14 protein-coding genes and 1 rRNA gene are annotated in these 17916 nt (G+C 31.6%); all 15 read left to right on the top strand.

The window, feature by feature from the left end:
- The first annotated feature begins 3 nt into the window (after positions 1-3).
- The 15 genes from rrf to KKI44_RS08625 all read left to right on the top strand — a co-directional run bounded on the left by rrf (position 4) and on the right by KKI44_RS08625 (position 17847).
- Positions 4-111 (top strand): 5S ribosomal RNA (gene rrf / locus KKI44_RS08695).
- A 460-nt stretch (positions 112-571) separates the two neighbouring features.
- Positions 572-1111, top strand: a complete 540-nt coding sequence (locus KKI44_RS08690; protein WP_214590646.1) for a hypothetical protein — start codon at positions 572-574, stop codon at positions 1109-1111.
- Positions 1112-1352: 241 nt separating this feature from the next.
- Positions 1353-2618 carry a serine hydroxymethyltransferase gene (glyA, locus tag KKI44_RS08685; protein WP_214590645.1) on the top strand — a complete coding sequence of 422 codons (1266 nt, stop codon included), beginning with the start codon at positions 1353-1355 and terminating at the stop codon, positions 2616-2618.
- A gap of 59 nt (positions 2619-2677) precedes the next feature.
- The gene (locus KKI44_RS08680; RefSeq protein WP_214590644.1) at positions 2678-3142 is read left to right on the top strand and encodes a regulatory protein RecX; all 465 of its coding nucleotides are present in this window, start codon (positions 2678-2680) and stop codon (positions 3140-3142) included.
- Between the two features lie 19 nt (positions 3143-3161).
- Positions 3162-4292: a DegT/DnrJ/EryC1/StrS family aminotransferase gene (locus KKI44_RS08675; protein WP_250902183.1), complete on the top strand. Its 1131-nt coding sequence runs from the start codon at positions 3162-3164 to the stop codon at positions 4290-4292.
- Between the two features lie 111 nt (positions 4293-4403).
- On the top strand, positions 4404-6329 hold the full coding sequence (locus KKI44_RS08670; RefSeq protein WP_214590643.1) for a polysaccharide biosynthesis protein: 1926 nt from the start codon (positions 4404-4406) through the stop codon (positions 6327-6329).
- Positions 6330-6365: 36 nt separating this feature from the next.
- On the top strand, positions 6366-7187 hold the full coding sequence (locus KKI44_RS08665; RefSeq protein ID WP_250902182.1) for a polysaccharide biosynthesis/export family protein: 822 nt from the start codon (positions 6366-6368) through the stop codon (positions 7185-7187).
- 1 nt (position 7188) lies between these two features.
- On the top strand, positions 7189-9573 hold the full coding sequence (locus KKI44_RS08660; protein ID WP_214590642.1) for a GumC family protein: 2385 nt from the start codon (positions 7189-7191) through the stop codon (positions 9571-9573).
- Positions 9557-10861 (top strand): nucleotide sugar dehydrogenase, encoded by a 1305-nt coding sequence (locus KKI44_RS08655; RefSeq protein WP_375181744.1) that lies wholly within the window; start codon positions 9557-9559, stop codon positions 10859-10861. The genes KKI44_RS08660 and KKI44_RS08655 overlap by 17 nt, the downstream gene beginning before the upstream one ends.
- A gap of 74 nt (positions 10862-10935) precedes the next feature.
- On the top strand, positions 10936-12243 hold the full coding sequence (locus KKI44_RS08650) for a flippase (RefSeq protein WP_214590641.1): 1308 nt from the start codon (positions 10936-10938) through the stop codon (positions 12241-12243).
- A gap of 4 nt (positions 12244-12247) precedes the next feature.
- Positions 12248-13354, top strand: a complete 1107-nt coding sequence (gene glf, locus KKI44_RS08645) for a UDP-galactopyranose mutase (RefSeq protein ID WP_214590640.1) — start codon at positions 12248-12250, stop codon at positions 13352-13354.
- Positions 13344-14390, top strand: a complete 1047-nt coding sequence (locus KKI44_RS08640; RefSeq protein ID WP_214590639.1) for a hypothetical protein — start codon at positions 13344-13346, stop codon at positions 14388-14390. Before glf ends, KKI44_RS08640 begins: the two co-directional genes overlap by 11 nt.
- A gap of 14 nt (positions 14391-14404) precedes the next feature.
- Positions 14405-15307 carry a glycosyltransferase family 2 protein gene (locus tag KKI44_RS08635; protein WP_214590638.1) on the top strand — a complete coding sequence of 301 codons (903 nt, stop codon included), beginning with the start codon at positions 14405-14407 and terminating at the stop codon, positions 15305-15307.
- The gene (locus KKI44_RS08630) at positions 15304-16302 is read left to right on the top strand and encodes a glycosyltransferase (protein ID WP_214590637.1); all 999 of its coding nucleotides are present in this window, start codon (positions 15304-15306) and stop codon (positions 16300-16302) included. The genes KKI44_RS08635 and KKI44_RS08630 overlap by 4 nt, the downstream gene beginning before the upstream one ends.
- A 102-nt stretch (positions 16303-16404) precedes the next feature.
- Positions 16405-17847 (top strand): hypothetical protein, encoded by a 1443-nt coding sequence (locus KKI44_RS08625; RefSeq protein ID WP_214590636.1) that lies wholly within the window; start codon positions 16405-16407, stop codon positions 17845-17847.
- The last annotated feature ends 69 nt before the right edge of the window (positions 17848-17916 follow it).

Raw genomic sequence — 17916 nt, 5'->3', positions numbered from 1 at the left:
CTTTAGGGTGGTTTTAGCGGTGGGGCTCACCTGTTCCCATTCCGAACACAGAAGTTAAGCCCACCAGCGCCGATGGTACTGCGAAAGCGGGAGAGTAGGTCGCCGCCAGTTTTTATTTAAAAGTCTCATAGAATTTATTCTATGAGACTTTTTTTATGCCCATACCCCAGATAATACCCCAAGGGAAGAACCAAAAGAGCCAAGTGAAAAGTAACAAGTAAAAAGTAAACGTAAAAAGTAAAGAAGCCCCAGGATATAGTCAATCATCATTCATCAATTATCAATTATCTTTCATTACTCATTACTCATTACTCATTACTCAGCCACGATAGAAACACAATCCTTTTGGGGTACTGACGGAGCATAAACTGGAGGTTTACGAACGTAGTTCAGGAGCCCGTAATCCAAAAGATACAGTGGATAGCGGGAATAAGCTCATGAAAATTTGGTGAATGATTGGTATGAAAAGGCATGATGTATGTAATTGTCAACTTCTTATTTACAATTTGTTTTTACCGGATATTTTTGTAGATTTTTCTAATAATATTATATTTAAGGCAAACTAAAGGAAATGTGTAGATATGCCGGAAAAACATACAAGTCTCATTATGTCTGCTTCAGATGTAGAAAATCATTTAAACAGATTAGTTCTTCTGATATTTTAGGGAGGATCAATAAAAATAAGCTGAGTCATAAAGCTGGATTTCAATTTAATAAAGATACGAGTAAATTGGATACTTTAATTTCGGAAATAGAAAATCGTCCGATTAAATGTCCTGAATGCTCTCAATTAATGGCAGATCTGGGATTGGATTTTAAGGCTCCCAAGAAAACGGCTTTTAAAAAATGGGAAATAGTTGAAGGTTTATATACAATAGGAAAAGTATTTCATTCTTGTGGTTGTAGTGGACCAGGATATATTCCTCAAAACAGATTGGAATATAAAGATTATTTGATCGACAAGTTAAAATTATATCAAGAGTACTTGGTTGATTGTCAGAACTTATCAAAAGAATCAATTCCTGATAAGGATGAAAGATTAGTTTATTGGTCTCAAAGAATTTCTCAATTAAAGGAAGAAATACTTCATCAAGGTTTTGCCGTCGATTAATTTAAAAATAAGCAATACAGTATTTTCTTCAATATTGTGATATCTACATTACGAGTTAATTTTGAAAACGAACACTATGTATTCACAAGTCGAAATATTTTAAGTTTCTAATAAATTGGAGGAAGCCTTAATTTTATTATCAATAGTTGTAAATCAGGTATAAAATCATTATTCGGAATGCTGAAATCTCGGTGAAAATTTCGTACTTTTGGCATGAAAAATTTCAAAAACTAAAAGTAAAATGGATATTATTTTCGACCTGATTGAAAAGGAAAGACTAAGACAAACTCATGGTATTGAGATGATTGCATCAGAAAATTTTGTTTCTGAGAATGTAATGAAAGCTATGGGAAGCGTATTGACCAACAAATATGCTGAAGGGTATCCCGGAAAAAGATATTATGGAGGTTGTGAAGTTGTAGACGAGGTTGAAACTTTGGCAATCAACAGAGCTAAAGAACTTTTCGGAGTAGAATATGCGAATGTTCAGCCCCACTCCGGATCTCAGGCGAATGCAGCAGTTTACTTAGCGGTTTTGAAACCGGGAGATAAGATTATGGGAATGGATCTCTCTATGGGAGGGCACCTTACGCATGGTTCTTCGGTTAATTTTTCAGGAATTCAATATGACGTTGTTTCTTATGGGGTTGAAAAGGAAACTGGGCTTATTGATTACGATCAGATGAGAGAAGTTGCTTTGAGGGAAAAACCTAAGATGCTGATTGCCGGTTTTTCTGCTTATTCAAGAGATTTAGACTATGCAAAATTCAGAGAAGTTGCTGATGAAATCGGTGCTACACTTTGGGCTGATATTGCCCACCCTGCAGGTCTGGTGGCAAAAGGTCTTTTGAACAATCCATTTGAATACTGCCATGTTGTTACTACAACTACTCATAAGACGTTAAGAGGGCCAAGAGGTGGGATGATCATGATGGGGAAAGATTTTGAGAATACTTACGGTCATAAAACTCCAAAAGGAGAAATCAAAATGATGAGTCAGGTTCTTGACGGTGCTGTTTTTCCTGGTATTCAGGGAGGTCCGCTGGAGCACGTTATTGCAGGTAAGGCGGTTGCTTTCGGTGAAGCACTGGACGATCAGTTCTTAATCTACGCAAAACAGGTTCAGTCTAACGCACAGGCTTTGGCTAAAGCAATGATCGACAGAGGTTTTGATATTGTAAGCGGAGGAACAGACAATCACCTAATGCTGGTTGATCTTAGAAATAAAAATGTAAACGGAAAAGAGACCGAAAAAGCACTTGTTCTTGCAGATATTACGTGTAACAAAAATATGGTTCCTTTTGATGATAAATCTCCATTTACAACATCAGGGATCAGATTGGGAACTGCAGCGATTACAACAAGAGGTCTGAAAGAGAATGATATGGACACTATTGCCGGATTAATTTCTGATGTGGTAGATAATATCAAAAATGAAGAAGTTATAACTTCTGTCAGAAAAAAAGTAAATGAATTAATGGAGGGTAAAGCTTTATTCAACTATTAATTTTCTTAGAAATAAATTATAAAGAATGGGCTTAGCTCATTCTTTTTTATGTAGAATATATGGAGAAAAAGTCTTTCACTTTTGACGAGATTAAAATGAAGCTGGTAAACTATTGTGTTTATCAGGATCGTTGCCATGCAGAAGTTGAACAGAAAATGAGGGAGTTTCTCCTGATTGATGAAGCGAAAGAAGAAATTTTGCTTTATCTGATGAATGAAAATTATCTGAATGAAGAACGTTTTACGAGAAGTTATATTCGCGGAAAATTTTATATTAAACATTGGGGGAAAACAAAGATTAAAATTCATCTTAAACAGAAACAGATATCAGATAAGTTAATTAATCTGTGTTTTGATGAAATTGATGAAGATGATTACGGTAAAACGATCCGTAGAATTTATCAGGATTATTATGATAAACAGAGCGGACTGAAAGAATATCAAAGAAAAGCCAAAACAATTAAATATTTAATGAGCAGGGGCTTTGAATATGAGAAAATAATTGATAATTTTGACAAAGCATAAATGATAAAATTATTTTAATTTGAAAGAGGAGAGAATCTGGCTTTCACCTCCGCATATGGGAGGCAGTGAGCTTAAATATATAAAAGAAGCATTTGATACCAACTGGATTTCTCAGTTTGGAAATAATATAGACCATTTTGAGAATATTCTTGAAGAATATTTGGGTGAAAATTCTTTTGTGGCTGCTCTTTCCTCCGGAACGGCTGCTATACATTTAGCTTTGAGATTATTAAACGTAGAAGAAGGAGATTTTGTGATCTGCCAGTCTTTTACCTTTGTAGCATCAGTAAATCCCGTATTATATTTAAAAGCTGTTCCCATTCTTGTAGACAGTGAACCTTCAACATTTAATTTATGTCCTAATGCGTTGGAAGACGCTGTGAAATTTTGCCTGCAGAAAGGAAAAAAACCTAAAGCTATTATTGCTGTAAGTCTTTACGGAATGCCTTTTATGGTAGACGAAGTTTTGGAAATTTCCAGAAAATACGATATTCCGCTTATTGAAGACAGTGCAGAAGCTTTGGGCAGTAAGTACAACAATCAGGCATGTGGAACTTTTGGCGATTTATCCATTATCAGTTTTAACGGAAATAAAATCATTACTACTTCCGGTGGAGGGATTCTTATTTCGAAAAGCCAAGTTACCAAGAACAGAGCCATTTATTTTGCGACGCAGGCTAAGGAGAATGAGGATTTTTACAGTCATTCAGAATTAGGATATAATTACCGGATCAGCAATATTTCAGCTGGCGTCGGAAGGGGACAGATGGAAGTGCTTGAAGAAAGGATTCGGGCAAGGCGGGAAAATCATCTCTTTTATAAGGAATTATTTGGAAGTTTTGATGATCTTCATTTATTTTCTGAACCTTCTGCAAAATTTTATTCAAATTATTGGTTGAATGTAATTTTGATTGAGGGAGAATATTGGAATAAAAAAAAAATGCGAAGCATATTTTCTGAAAATAATATAGAAACCAGATACTTATGGAAGCCAATGCATCTGCAGGTGCTTTATAAAGACTGTATTTTTTTTGGCAGTAATATTTCTGGTGCTTTTTTTGATAGAGGTCTGTGTCTTCCGTCAGGAAGTAATATTACGGAAAATTGTAAAGAAAGAATTACCAGAGCATTATATGACTATAGAAATTAAATTTGTTATTAATTCAAAAATCGATGAAATTTTATTGTAATTTTACGCGAAGATAAATAAGTTTATTTTTCTAGACATTAATTTTAAATTATATGAACACAACTCTAGACAATGTACGATTCTCTTAGAAAGAAGATTTTTGGAGGAGATAATGTTGTCAGTCTCTCTGATGTAAGATATTTACCCAGATGGATAATATTAATAATTGATATTATTATTCTGGTAGTATCCTTATTTTTATCTACCTACATTATAGAAAAAATTACCCAAAAGGAATTTATCTACGATGATAAGAATCTTGTATTTTTATCAATTATTGTTGTGAATGTTTTTTACATGTATATTTTTAAGACTTATGCAGGAATAATCAGACATTCAACATTTACCGATCTTTTTAAACTTCTGACTTCATGCTTCTGTACGATGGCTACCGTAGCAACAGTCAATATTTTTTATTTCTGGTTCACCGGAGGAAAATTCATTCTAACACCATATCTGATACTTTTTTTCATTATTTCCTTTATGGGATTATTTCTATTCCGATTATATGTGAAAGAATTTTTTCATATTGTAAGAGAATATAGAAGAAGTACCCTTAAAAAGAGAATTCTTGTTTTAGGGATTGATGAGCAGTCTATAGCCATTGCAAGAGCGATTTTGGATAATCCAAGCCTTCCTTATCACGTAGTGGGATTTCTTACTCAAAGATCAGATTCTAAGAGAGCATCACTATTAGGAAAACCAATCCTTTCAAAAGAAAAAATTGAAGGCCATACAAAGGAAGAATTGGTTGTAGACGGAGTGATCATTATAAAAGAAATGATGTCTAAAGACGAAATGAATTCGTGGGTGAATCTGTTTCTGGAAAAAGATCTTAATATTTTTAAAGCTCCATCTGTTCAAAAACTTAGAGACAGTGATCTGGGAGGATCTATCAGGAATCTGCAAATTGAAGATTTACTGAACAGGAAGCCGATTAAAATTGAAAGTGAAGATGTAAGAAGCAGACACTTTAATAAGACAATTTTAGTAACAGGAGGCGCAGGATCTATCGGTAGTGAAATTGTTAGACAGGTTGCACAATTTAACCCCTCTCTTATCGTTGTATTAGATCAGGCTGAAACACCTTTATATGATATTGAACTTGAAATGAGAGAAAAGTTTCCTCATATCACTTTTAAGTTCGTCTTAGCGGATGTTTCCAATAAACATAGAATAGAACCATTATTCCAAATGTATAATTTTTCTATGGTATATCATGCAGCGGCATATAAACATGTACCATTGGTTGAAGAAAATCCGCATGAAGGGATTATAGTGAATGTATTGGGATCAAGAATTATTGCAACACTTTCCAGTAAGTATAAGGTGAATAGATTTGTAATGGTATCAACAGATAAAGCTGTAAATCCTACCAATGTGATGGGAGCTTCTAAAAGAGCTGCGGAATTATTTGTTCAGTCATTACAGAATGTAGAAGGAAATAAAACCAAATTCATCACAACAAGATTCGGAAATGTTTTAGGATCTAACGGATCGGTTATTCCTTATTTTAAAAAGCAAATTGAGGCAGGAGGTCCCGTTACAATTACACATCCGGATATTGTAAGGTACTTCATGACAATACCGGAAGCTTGTGAACTTGTTCTTCAGGCAGGAACAATGGGGCATGGTGGAGAAATTTTTGTTTTTGATATGGGAGAGCCTGTTAAAATTTTGGATCTTGCAAGGAGAATGATAAAATTATCAGGATTCGAACCTAATATCGATATTAAAATTATTTATACGGGACTGAGACCCGGAGAAAAATTATACGAAGAGCTTTTGAGTGATGATGCAAAAACACTGCCAACGCATAATGATAAAATTATGATCTCAAAAGATCCAAGTATGGAATTTTCGGAGATAGAATCTATGATAAATCTTGTTACTAAGGCTGCTATCAAAAGAGATAAAGTGGAAGTGGTAAGAATTCTAAAAACCATAGTTCCCGAGTTTAGAAGTAATAATTCTATTTATGAAATACTGGATAAATAGAAAAATAATAAATGTATATTTGTACAATTTAAAAATATGATGAAAGCTAAAATACTGGCTGTATTACTGGCAGTTGCATTAGTTTCGTGCAAAACCAATCCCAGCGCACACAACGATCTAAATTATATGCAGAATATAGAAAATGTTGCAATAGATGCTTCTGCTAAAAATTCTCAAAATACTATTCAACCGGCAGATCAATTAATTATTCTGATTACTGCAAAAGATATGGATGTGGTTAGACCATTTAACCAAAATTATTCTTCTTCGGAATTTGTTCAGAGTAATACATTGGCAGGCGGCAATACACCAGGACAAGGATCAACAACTATTTCAGGACCAACTTATATTGTAGATTCAAATGGGGATATAGATTTTCCAATTTTGGGAAAACTCAATACAACAAACAAAACCTTAGTCCAATTCAAGGAGGAAATAAGTAACAGAATGAAAGAATTTGTTATTAATCCTACGGTATCTGTAAGACTTACCAACTTTAAAATTTCAATTTTAGGCGAAGTAAACAGGCAGGGCGATTATATTGTGACAAACGGACAGGCAACTATTCTAAATGCCTTGGCAATGGCCGGAGATCTCACTACCTATGGCCGAAGAGATGATATCCTGATAATAAGAACAGAAAATGGACAAATTACTCATGGAAGAGTAAACGTGCGGGATGCCAATCTTATTAATTCTCCTTTCTATAATCTCAAGCAGGGTGATGCTATAATTGTATCTGCGAACAATACAAAAGATGTAATCTCAAAACAGAATCCGAATACACCTCTTATTTTATCTGCAATTTCTATCGGTGTAACAGCAATCGCAGTTGTGATAGGTCTATTTAAGAAATAAAATGATGGAACAACAAAATATTCACTCAACAGAAATTGAAACAGAACTGAATGTAAGAGATATAATTCAACCTTATTTAAAACGTTGGATGTGGCTTATTGCAAGTGTTGTATTATCGGTAACTCTTGCGTATCTATATCTTAAAAGACAAGTTCCAATTTTTGAAGTCGCTTCAACAGTACTTATTAAAGATTCTAAATCAAATAATGCGGGAACACAGGATTTTGCAGCTTTAAGAGATATTTCGGGTATTGGTAAAATAGGTAGTAATGGAGTTGAAAATGAAATGGAAATTTTCAAGTCTAAAAAACTTGTACGAGAAGTTGTAAAGACATTAGGTCTCGAAACTAATATTTATAATGGAGATTTAAAACATGAAATTTACGGTGAAACCTCTCCTATAAAGGTTAGAGTTTTACAAGAAAAAGATGTAAAAGGTAAGATTTCAGGGGTTGTAAATTTAAAAATTGACGGAAATCAGTTGAAACTGTCTTCAGAGACTATACCCACTATTAATACAACCTTCAATAAAGTTATCAGTCTGCCTTTTGCTAATATAATGATTTTAAGAAATGAGGACTATAAAGCCGGCAAAAAATTAAATGAACTTATATTAGATATCTCTACAATTGATTCCAGAACGGATGCTTATCAAGCAGCTTTAAATGTATCACTTATAAATAAAGATGCTACTGTTATCAAGCTTGCAATGAATCATGCCGATGTTGATAAAGCTAAAGCAATTATTAATAAATTGGTTCAGGTATACAACGAGGATGCAATTGAAGATAAAAATACAGAATTTAGAAATACAGCTAAATTTATCAGTGAAAGGATAGAGCAGGTTGGTAAAGATTTGGGCGATGTAGAAAACCAAAAAGAAAGGTTTAAGCAGAGTAACCAAATATCCGATATAGAAACAGAAGTTAAATTAGGTTTACAAACAAATGCGGAAGCAAAGAGTAAAGAGTTGGAAATTAATGCGCAGCTTGAACTTACCGATGCTTTGTTAGGATATGTCGGTAATCAGAATTCTTATCAGACTTTACCTAGTAATTTAGGACTAAATAATCCTAGTGCAACGACTAATATTTCTTCGTATAATCAGTTAGTTCTGCAAAGAAATAAACTTCTTCAAAGTGCTACACCGGAAAACCCGCTTGTTGTTGATATTACAAAGCAAATCAATAATATCAGAAATTCTGTTATTCAGAGTTTACAGAAAAACAGAACAGGGCTTCAGTTAGCTAAAAATGGTTTAGCATCAGAACAAAATAGCATTTCAGGTAAAATTGCTAAAGTACCGGTTCAGGAAAAGCTATTCAGAAGCATTGAAAGACAACAGCAAATAAAAGAATCACTATATCTTCTTTTATTACAAAAAAGAGAAGAAACGGCTATATCCATGGCGGTTACTGCACCTAAAGCAAGAGTTATTGATAAGGCTTTTGTAGGAATGAATGTTGCGCCCAGAGCCATGGTAATTTTACTTTCCGGGTTTTTAATAGGCTTTTTGATTCCGATTGCGATCATCTATCTTCAGCAGTTATTCAATGATAAAGTAAAAACAAAACATGATCTTGAAAAACTAACGAACAGAAAACCAATCATAGGAGAAATCCCTAGTATGGAAAGAGGACAGGATGAGTTGGTAAAAATGAATGATCTGTCGCCAATGGCGGAGTCTTTCAGAATTTTAATTACTAACATGAATTTCATGTTCCCTAAAAATATCAAAAAAGGAAGAACTGTCTTTGTAACTTCAACCGTAAAAGGTGAGGGTAAAACGCACGTGTCGGTAAACCTTGCATTAACGATGGCAACTCCTAAGAAGAAGATTATCATCATTGGTTCAGATATAAGAAACCCTCAGTTACAAAGATATAATACGACAAGAAAAGGTTTAGCCGGACTTACAGAGTTTCTTTATGATGACCAGGTTTCTGTAGAAGATATTGTACACCAGAGTGCATTTAATCCTTATTTGGATGTAATTTTCTCAGGAAGTATTCCTCCAAACCCGACAGAATTGTTATCTAACGGAAGATATGAAGATCTTCTTGCAGACCTTCAAGGTACTTATGATTATATTATCATTGATACTGCTCCATTAATGCTGGTTACGGATACGTTGTTAATTGCAAATATGGCAGATGTAACGCTATATGTAACAAGATCGAGACATACTGAAAAATCTCTGATTGATTTTGCCAACAAACAGGTGGAAGGACACAAAATAAAGAATGTTGCTTTTATATTGAATGACGTAAACAAAGAGTACTTTGCTTATGGAAACAAATACGGGTATGGATATACAGCAACAGATGACAGAAGCTTTTTTGATAAGGTAAAAAGCATTTTTATTAAAAATGATGAAAACAAATAAAGATTTTAAAATTGCCGTAATCGGTCAGGGTTATGTTGGGCTTCCATTAGCTCTGGAATTTTCAAAACACTTACCTGTTTACGGATTTGATATTAATATCAAAAGGATTGAGGAGCTTAAAGAGGGTGAAGATCATACCTTAGAAGCTAATTCTGAAGAAATAAAAGAGTGTCTGAGCATTGCAGTTAAAAGTAATTTTACAAAAGGATATATACCATCTTGCTCTTTGGAGGAAATTGCAAACGCAAATGTATACATTGTAACAGTTCCTACACCGATAGACCGATTTAATTCTCCTGATCTTAGCCTGTTGATAAAGGCAAGTGAAATGTTGGGTAGAATTCTTAAAAAAGATGATATTGTGATTTATGAATCTACCGTATATCCTGGCTGTACAGAAGAAGAATGTATTCCGATATTAGAAAAAGAATCAGGATTAAAGCTCAATGTAGATTTTTACGTTGGATATTCACCCGAAAGAATTGTTCCCGGAGATAAAGTAAACACTTTGGTGACCATTAAAAAAGTCACATCCGGTTCTACACCCGAAATTGCTGAAAGTATAGATAAACTATATCAGCTGATTATTAAAGCAGGAACTCATAAAGCGCCAAGTATTAAAGTAGCTGAAGCTTCAAAAGCAATTGAAAATGCTCAAAGGGATGTAAATATTTCTTTTGTAAACGAGCTAGCATTAATTTTTGACAGAATCGGTATAGATACCCATGATGTTTTAGAAGCTGCCGGTACAAAATTTAATTTTTTAAAATATCGTCCTGGTTTAGTAGGAGGACACTGCATTTCAGTAGACCCCTATTATCTTGCTCACAAAGCAGGGCAGCTTGGTTATCATCCTCAGGTGATTTTAAGCGGCAGGAGAGTAAACGATATGATGCCGGAATTCATTGCAGGAAAGGTTGTGAAATTAATGATCCGGAAGGGTATTCAGATTAAAAATGCAAATGCTCTGATATTAGGAATTACTTTTAAAGAGAATTGTCCAGATATTAGAAATACAAAAGTCATCAATATCTATTCTGAGCTTAAACAGTATGGTCTTAATGTGGATATTTATGATCCGTGGGCAGATAAAGACGAAGTGAAATCTGAATATAATATCGAAACTCTTGAAAATATCATTAAGGATAAAAAATATGAAGTTGTTGTTTTAGCAGTTTCACATAATGAATTTAAATTACTCGATATTGCTTCATTAAAAGCTGATAGTTCTATATTATTTGATGTGAAAGCATTCTTAGATAGAGATGTCGCAGATGCACGATTATAAATAGATTTTGAATCTCAGGATAAGAATTACTACATAAGGCTGTAGGGATTAAATTAGAATATCTAAAAAAGATAATGATGCTTGAAAAAAAAAAGTTAGTAAGAAATATTGCTTCTTTGGGAATTATTCAGATAGTTAACTATATATTTCCATTGATTACCGTACCATATGTCTCCAGGATAATTGGTCCGGACGGATATGGAATTATTAATTATGCGATGGCATTTATTGGATATTTCACGCTTCTTATTGCTTATGGTTTTGATTTGACGGCTACCAGAAGAATATCACAAAATTCAAATAATAAAGAATATATTAATGAAGTTGTTTCTGAAGTATTTACATCAAGAATAATTTTATATGCAGTATCCTGCATTTTATTTGTTATTTCTCTTTATTTTTTTACCCCTATACAGAAAGATCTTTCAGTTGCAGTAATATTATTTACCGGCTGTATATCTACGGTAATTTCGCCACAATATATCTTTCAGGGATTACAGGAACTGGAAATTTTTGCTAAACTTAATTTTGTTAAAGGTATTATAAATACAGCATTAGTTTTCATTTTAATTAAACATAGTTCAGATTATTATTGGATTCCTCTGCTTTCGACAATTTTTCTAATATCTACGAATGTATTTCTTTTTCTTTACGCTGTCAGAAAATTTCATATTAAATATAGGTTGATATCGTTTAGAAAGTCATTCAAACTTATTCTTGATGAAAGAATAATTTTCTTTTCTACTATAGTAATTAGTCTATACACTTCTACCAATATTGTAGTTTTAGGTTTTTTTGCGGATACTAAAGAAGTTGGTTACTATACAACAAGTCAGAATTTCCTTAATATAGTTAATTCAATGCTTATGCTTCCGATTTCAACAGCACTTTATCCTTTTATTGGCAGGGCATTTTCTATATCAAGAGAGCATGGAATAACTCTAATTAAAAAAATTGTTCCAATAGTTTTTTATCTTACCTTTTTTGCGTCTGTTGCTGTTCTTTTATTTGCGCCATTTTTAGTTAGGCTTATTTATGGACATCAATTTGATAATTCCATTAATGTTCTAAAAATTATCTCTTTTGTACCATTTATTGTTGGTCTTTCAAATGTTTTCGGCATACAGCTTATGTTAAATTTAGGACTGGATAAAATGTTTTTCAGAACAACTTTCATAGCAAGTATCGCAGGTCTCATATTAAATATATTTATGAGTAAATATTGGGGATATATAGGAACGGCCTGGAATTGTGTAATCATAGAATGCTTAGTTACCATTTTAATGTATTTTGCTTTGAAAAAAGAAAAAATAGGTATTTTTAAAATGGATTACTTCAACCCAAAACAAATTTTCTTGACATTAAAAAATAGAAACGAATAATAAAATGAAAAAATATCTAATCATTGGATCTGGATTTTCCGGAGCTGTTATTGCAGAACAATTAAGTAAAAATCCGGAAAATCACATCACTGTAATAGATGAGCGGGATCATATAGGGGGAAACTGCTATACGGAGAGAGATTCGGAAACCAATGTAATGGTACATAAATACGGTCCACATATTTTTAATACAGACAATAAAGAAGTTTGGGATTACATCCAGAATTTTTGCGAAATGGTTCCGTTTGTAAATCGCGTAAAATCAATTTATAAAGGAAATGTTTATTCTATGCCTATTAATCTGCATACCATAAACCAGTTTTTTAATAAAACTATGCGTCCGGATGAGGCAAAGATATTTATAGAATCTATTGCTAAAAAAGATATTGAGGAGCCTCAAAATTTTGAAGAGCAGGCCATGAAGTTTATCGGGGAAGATCTTTATAAAGCTTTCTTTTATGGTTATACAAAAAAGCAGTGGGGATGTGAACCCACAGAATTACCTGCAAGTATTCTCAAAAGATTACCTGTAAGATTTAATTATAATGATAATTATTATGCAAATCCTTATCAGGGAATTCCAAGAGATGGATATACCGCAATTTTCGAGAAAATGCTTTCTGCCAGTAATATTGAAGTTAAACTTAATACGAAGTTTGATTCTTCATGGGATCTTTCAGAATATGAAAAAGTTTTCTATTCCGGACCTATAGATGCTTTTTTTGATTATAAATACGGAAGACTTTCGTATAGAACCGTTTATTTTGAAAGAGCTGTAGCAGAAGGAGACTATCAGGGCAATCCTGTCATAAATTATGCAGATCCTGAAGTTCCATATACCAGAGTACACGAGCATAAACATTTTACTCCTTGGGAAGAACATGAGAAAACAACTTACTTCAAAGAATTCAGTAAAGAAACTGAGGAAGCAGATATTCCTTACTATCCTAAAAGATTAACGGAGGATATGGAAAAACTTGCATTGTACGAAGAGGAGGTTAAAAAGATGGATAAAATTTATTTTGTGGGAAGATTAGCAACCTACAGATATATGGATATGCATCATGTAATAGGCGAAGCTTTAGAAATTTGTAAAAGTTATGGAAAATAAGATATATGTTTTATGTCCAGCTAAATACCAGACAGGAGGGACAGAATTAGCTCATCAACTTGTGGACTATCTTAATAAAAAAGGTCTGCAATGTTATATAGTTTATTATTTAAAGGATAAAATAGTAAATGAGGAAATTCCAGAAGGCTTTAGAAAATATAAGATTAAAACTTCTGTTGATATTGAAGATAATGATAAAAACTATTTGTTTATACCAGAAAGTTCTTTATACTTTGCTAGACAAACAAAAAATATTAAATTATTTTTTTGGTGGATGTCTTTTGATAACTTCTTTGGCATAGCTTCAATTTTTGACTACTTAAAGTACTTTTTTAAGGGATATTTTACATGGAAACAGTTATTAATTAACATATATTTTTATAATATTAAGTTGTGTACAAGTATTTCATCACTTAGAAAATGCTATAAAGATAGACTAATCAATGTTTATCAGTCCAAATATGCTCAGCATGAAATATTTAATTTAGGATTTTACAATCAAATGCCCCTAAGTGATTATATTAATAAAGAATTTATACAAGATTATCTTGCAGGAAACTCCAATCTTGTTAAACAAAATATAGTTTTATACAATCCAGCAAAAGGAATTAGGACAACCAGAAGATTAATTAAATCTGCACCAGAAATAAAATTTGTACCATTATCCGGACTTACACGTGTACAAATGAAGGAATTGCTTAGAACGGCAAAAGTTTATATTGATTTTGGTAATCATCCAGGAAAGGATAGGATCCCAAGGGAAGCATGTATAAATGGATGTTGTGTTATTGTAGCTGCAAAAGGATCTGCAAAATATTTCGAGGATGTTCCAATAAGTGAAAACTATAAATTTTCTAGAATCGATATTAAAAAGATTAAAAATACAATAAATAATATATTTGATAATTACGAACAACATAATAAAGACTTTGTCTACTATAGAAGTAGAATTGTCGAAGAGGAAAGTATATTTTACAAAGAGATAGATAATATTATTGAGTATATTAACTTGAAGAACATAAAGTCTTCTCACTAGATAAAATTCAGTAAATGCAGGTTTCAATAATAATTGTTAATTATAACACAAAAGATATTACCAATAATTGTATAAATTCTATTATCTCTCATACAAAAGATTTGGGGTATGAAATCATTTTAGTGGATAACGGTTCTAAAGATGGCTCTAAAGAATATTTCGAAGAGAGGAGAGATATAACGTATATTTATTCTATTGAAAATTTGGGGTTTGGCAAAGCTAATAATCTTGGAGCAGAAAAAGCTAAAGGAGAACTTCTGTTTTTATTAAACTCAGACACCATTTTAATTGAAAATTCCATAAAAAAAATGTTTGATTTCTTTTGTCAGAACGAAGAAGGGTTAAAAATTGGAGTTTTAGGCTGTCTTTTAATTGATGATAAGTATGAAATTAATGGATATGGCGATGAGTTTCCTTCCTGTAAAAAAGAGATTAGTAATTATTTATCATTAATTCCAATTACTAATTTTTTCGTTAAAAAGGAAAAGAGAAAACCGATTGAATTAACAAATGATTATTTTGAAATTGATTACGTGATCGGCGCGGATATGCTTATGAGAAAGAAAAATTTTCTCAAACTTAACGGATTTGATGAAGACTTCTTCATGTATTATGAAGAATCTGATTTACAGAAAAGGATGAGTAATTTGCTTGGTGTAAGAAATTTTATCTATACAAAAACTAGAATTATTCATCTAGAAGATGCTAGTGGAAAAAATATAAAGCGGTACACAAATAAAAAAAGGATTATTGTACATAAAAGCAAAAACTTATATTTGAAAAAGAACGATTTTGAAAACTTCAAGTTGTATAAAATTTATGACAATTTATTTTTGTGGCTCAGTAAATTCAATAAAAAATATACAAAACAAGAATATTTTGAATACTTCACTGAAATAAAAAAGACACATCTATGAAAATAGCGATTATAGGAAGCAAAGATTTTGATAGCTTAGAATATCATATACATGATTCTCTTACTTTTTTAGGACATGAGGTATTTCATATTGATATTTCAGATGTAATAAAAATTCCGTACAGATATAATTATTATGCTACAAAACTATTCCCAAAATATGATGAAAAAGTATTTCTTAAAATAGCAGATCGAGTTATTGATGAAAAACCGGATTTGGTAATCGGGGTTTATCGCTTTATACATCCGAAATGTATAAGAAAAATAAAAGATGAACTTAAAAATGTAGTAGCGATTCATATTAACCCGGATGCTTTAACCACTTTTGAGTATCAACAGATATTTGTTTCCGATTATGATGCATATTTTACAAAAGATCCTTACATTGTAAGTTTTATGAAAGGTAAAATGTCTCTGAATGCGCATTATCTTCCTGAGGCTTTTAACCAAAGAGTTCACAAACCTTTTGAAGAAAAAGACAGAAAAACATTGGAAGAAGAGACGAATATAGATGTTGTAACCTTTGGAAATATGTATCCTTACCGTGCCAATATGATTAAAAGTTTGGTAGAAAGCAATATAAACATAAAATTATTTGGCATACCGGATAAGAGATTCCCACAGAAGGCAGTTCAGAATAACTTTACCAATGAATATATTACTGGTGCCAGAAAATCAGAGGTTTTGTTAGGATCTAAAATAGTTTTTAATAACTTTCATTATGCGGAGATAGAATCTGTGAATGTAAAATTCTTTGAGATTGGTGGCATCGGTGCTTTTCAGATATGTGATTATAAACCTATAATTAAAGAATACTCTATAATTGACCCGGAACAATTTACGTTTAAAAATATTAATGAAGCTATAGAAAAAATTAAGTACTATATTGATAAGCCTAATGAAAGACACCTTTTAAGCAAACAGCAACGAGAACATTTCTTAACACATCATACTTATGACATAAGATTGAAAAAAATGTTAGATAGTATATTGTAATTTTCAAAAATTAGCAATTTGTGAGTATATATTTATTATTGTAGATTTTGATTATATTAAAGTGATAAAAAATTAATATATACAGTCAAATAGAAAAACGTAATGTTAAAATTAAAATTAAATAAAGCTACATTTATTGCTATAAATCTAATGGTATTTGGATTCATTGCATATAAATCTTTTTTTTTATTGAATGAGGTAAAGAATAGAGAAATTGAATATGAATTGTTATTAGCTTTTTTATCATCGCTGCTATCTATAGTGCCATTTACATACTCTTGGTATAAATTAGGAAAACCAAGACTTACAGATTGGGTGAAGTTTTCTACTTTTTTATATTTGATTTTTAATTATTACGATATAGCTAATTTGTTGGATTCTAAAGAGGTAGGAATATATGCGGAAAATTATGTGAACATTTCTTATGTTTATGGTGCTTTACTAACTGTTGTTATTGGTTTAATGACAATTAATATTGTAGATTTTCTGTTCATTTTTTTTGGTGCTGTAAAAAATAAAAATGTACTGAATTACGAGATACAAAATAAATATATTTTGAGAAATGAAAAACTTTTTATTATTTCTTCACTATCATTTATAGGACTCATGTATTTATTACTCGCGTTGGGTGTTATAGGGTATGGAGCTTCGGATGAAGTAAACATAGGATCTTTTTCATTCATATTTCAGGTAATTAATATCGTATCTCCTATTTTTTATTTGTCTTATTTAATCCTTAAGTATTCCATGCATTATAATTCTAGAATGTTTAATATAGCGTTTAAAACGTATATGTTTTTATATATTCTTTTTGGATTAATTGCCGGTATGAAAGGAATTCTTATTTTTGGAATTGTTCTTTTTTTAATTCCTTATCTTAATTCCGGAAGGAAAATAAATATAAAATATGTAGTGTTTTCATTTTTGTTTTTACTTATTCTTTATCCATTAAATAACAACTACCGAGATATTTTAGTTAAGAATCCAGGAGTAAGTAAAATTGCTGCTTTACAAGTCGCAACCGCCCAAACTGTATCATTAAATTTTGGAAAAAATGTTTCTTCCAGTACAAATAGCTACACTGATAGAATAGCAATGTTGCCCTATCTGGTTTTTGCTTTAGAAAAAGAGAAGGATTGGAATAATTATAAAAACTTAGATAGATTTATTTACTTACCTGTTTCATTAATCCCAAGATTTATATTGTCAAACAAACCGCAAGAAGACAATGGGGCAAAACTACAAGAAATGATTGTAAAAGGAATAAGAAATTCTCCCACGCCAACAATGTATGGTTGGGCATATTTGGAAGGAGGATTTATATATGTTGTATTTCATTTTTTATTACTATCTGTAGTACTCAACTATGTTGATTTTTGCATAAAGAAAAAATCTATTTTTCATTTAATTTTTTATGCAAATCTTTTGGTAAAAAGTATTATTATCGAACAAGATGTTTATTTCTTTATTGCCTCCTTGTTTCAAATGATATTAGTCTATTATTTTTTTACAAAGTTTTTTTTCGTACGATCCTATATTAAGTAATTAATTTGCTTTAAATTAAGTTTAGAATTAGTAAAATAATTTAACTTTATTTTTATTAGTTCTGGAGTA

The sequence above is a fragment of the Chryseobacterium sp. ZHDP1 genome (assembly GCF_018603435.1).
GTDB classification, from domain to species: Bacteria; Bacteroidota; Bacteroidia; order Flavobacteriales; family Weeksellaceae; genus Chryseobacterium; species Chryseobacterium indicum.
Note: the sequence above shows the minus strand (reverse complement) of the source record. Positions and strands in the feature narration are given on the sequence as shown.